Below are 2490 nucleotides of genomic sequence, written 5' to 3' on the forward strand. Positions count from 1 at the left end.
ACCGCCGTCGTGAGGCGGCGCAGGATCTCCTCGCCCGCCAGGACACCCGTCTCCGCCAGCGCCTCCACCCGCGGGGCGCTCCATCCGCTGTCGGCCAGTTCGCCGTGACCGGGCCGCCAGCCGCGGTCCGCGGCCATCAGCAGATCGGCGTCGAGGAGTGAGTCCCCGGCGGCGAGGGTGACGGCCGCTCCGGTACGGCGGGCCACCTCCCGCATCGCCGCGCTCTTGGTGAGCGGCAGGGGTACGGCGTAGATCTTCCGGCCCTGCAAGGAGACCGTCCAGCCGCGCGGCCGGGCCCACTCGGCGAGTTCCCGTACCCAGCCCTCCGGGAGCAGGGCCCGGTCGACGACCAGATACACGAAAAGATCCTCGGCGACGCGCTCCTTGAGGAGCCAGCCGGGATCGGCCACGGCGAGGATGTGCGCGCGCACCTCGGCGAGCGTGGCGCACTCGGCGGCGAGCCGGCCGGCGACCGCCGCGGCCCAGTCCGGGTCGGACACACCGTCCACCAGCAGATGACCGCCATTGGCGCAGATCGCGTACGCCGGGGCGGGACCCGGCAGGTGGATACGGGCGTACTGCTCACGGGTGCGGGTCGTCGTCGGCACGAAGACCGTGGCGCGGGCGAGACGGTCGAGCAGCCCGGCGGCCGCCTCCGTGACGTACGACAGCGGTTTCCCGCCGTAGATCTCGACGCAGAGCAGCCGCGGGGCCTCGGCGTCCGGCATCGGGAGCTGGAGCGCGGCGGCGGAGTAGATCAGCGTGCGGTCGAGATCGCTGGCGACGAGCACGGGCGCGCCCCCTGAGGCGGGCGTGTCACCGGGGACGGGCGAGGGGCTGTTCACAGCGCCGCCACCGCCTTGCCGTCGGCACCGGTCGCGCCGCGCGTGAAGCGCGGGTGGATGAGGCCGACGCAACTGTACGGAAGGCCGTCGACCTCCTCGACGGGTACGCCGCGCTGCTCGGCCAGCAGCCTGACGTGCGCGAGGTCGGCGCCCGCTCCGCGTTTGGCGAGGATCTTCCAGGGGACGCGGCGCAGCAGGACACGGGTGGTCTCGCCGACCCCGGGTTTGACGAGGTTCACGTCGTGGATCCCGTACTCCTCGCTGATCCGCTCGACGGCGGCCCAGCCCTCCCAGGTGGGCGCGCGGTCGGCCTGGAGCAGTTCCTTGACCTCGGCGTCCACGGCGGCGGCGACCTCGTCGAAGCGGGCGGCGACGGTGTCGACGAAGTGCTGCGACACATCGACCCCGGCGAGTTCCGCGTAGTACTTGGCGCCGTGGAAGTCGGACGGCCCGACCAGGTCGGAGCGCAGGACCGTACGCGAAATCAGCCCGGAGACCGTCGAGTTGAGGCAGGCGGACGGGATGAGGAAGTCCTCGCGGGTGCCGTACGTACTGACGCAGCCGCCGGGGTCGGCGAGGACGGCGATCCCCGGGTCGAAGCCGTCGAACGGGGCGAGCGCGTCGGCCAGTTCGCGTGTGATGGCGCCCTTCCCGGTCCATCCGTCGACAAAGACGACATCGGCGGGATCGTGGTGCGCGGCGAGCCAGCGGACCGCGTTGGCGTCGATGCCGCGGCCGCGCACGATGGACACGGCGTAGTGCGGCAGGTCCAGGCCGTGCCGCCGCTGCGCCCAGCGGCGCATGAGGACGCCCACGGGGGTGCCCGCGCGGGCCAGCGAGACCAGGACCGGGCGCGGCGAGCGCTCGGCGAGCAGTGTCTCGGTGACGGTGCCGACGGCGCGGGCGATCCGCGCGGCCGAGGTGTCGAGCGCCGAGGCGAAGAGGGCCTGGTACTCGGCGGTCGGCTGGTACTCGACGGGCAGCGACTCCGCGTAGTGCGCGCCGCCGCTCTGGACCGCCTCCTCGCGCTCCTCGGTCGGGGCCTCCAGCTCGACGTGGGACAGGTCCTGGAGCAGCCAGCCCACGTCCTCGGGTGCGTACGAGGAGAAGGCGGGGCCACGGAGGGGCTCGGGCAGCACGGGGGTTTCCTGCCGTTCGAGGTCGCGTGCGGGCGCGGATACGGGCGCGGGCGCGGGTACGGGCGCGGGTACGTACGAGGGGACGACGGCCAGCACAACACGCGGGACGTGCGCGGCGAGCTGCGCCAACAGGCCGCCCGGGGCGTGCAGTTCGGGCGAGTCGGCCACGGAGTCGACAACAACGGCCACGGCGTCGAAGCCGCCGCCGGCGACGTTGTAGGCATACCGGTCAGCGGCGTCGGAGCCGTCGCCGTCCGGGGTCGCGGTGTCGTGCGCGGGGAAGACGAGGCGGCTGCGTATCGCGTATCCCGGGTCGTCCACGGCGAGCACCGGCGACCGGGTCGTCGTCGAGTAGCGCACCTCGGCGCCCGTCGTCCGCTCCAGCGCCTCGGCCAGCCGCAGCGGCGCGTACATCAGCTCCTCGAAGCCGAGGACCAGCACGCGCCGGGCCTCGCCCAGCTCGGCGGCGACGGTCGCCGCCATGGCGGGCAGCGCGGATTCCAGCC

At 73.9% G+C, this 2490-nt stretch carries 2 protein-coding genes; both read right to left on the bottom strand.

What is annotated here, in order from left to right:
* Window positions 1-845 (bottom strand): hypothetical protein (locus QR77_RS10395; protein ID WP_063798019.1); only part of this gene is annotated, 845 nt, incomplete at its 3' end.
* A partial coding sequence (locus QR77_RS10400; protein ID WP_040021153.1) for a cysteine protease StiP domain-containing protein occupies window positions 842-2490 on the bottom strand: 1649 nt, incomplete at its 5' end. The genes QR77_RS10400 and QR77_RS10395, both read right to left, overlap by 4 nt.

Source organism: Streptomyces sp. 150FB, from assembly GCF_000818195.1.
In the GTDB taxonomy this organism is placed as follows: domain Bacteria; phylum Actinomycetota; class Actinomycetes; order Streptomycetales; family Streptomycetaceae; genus Streptomyces.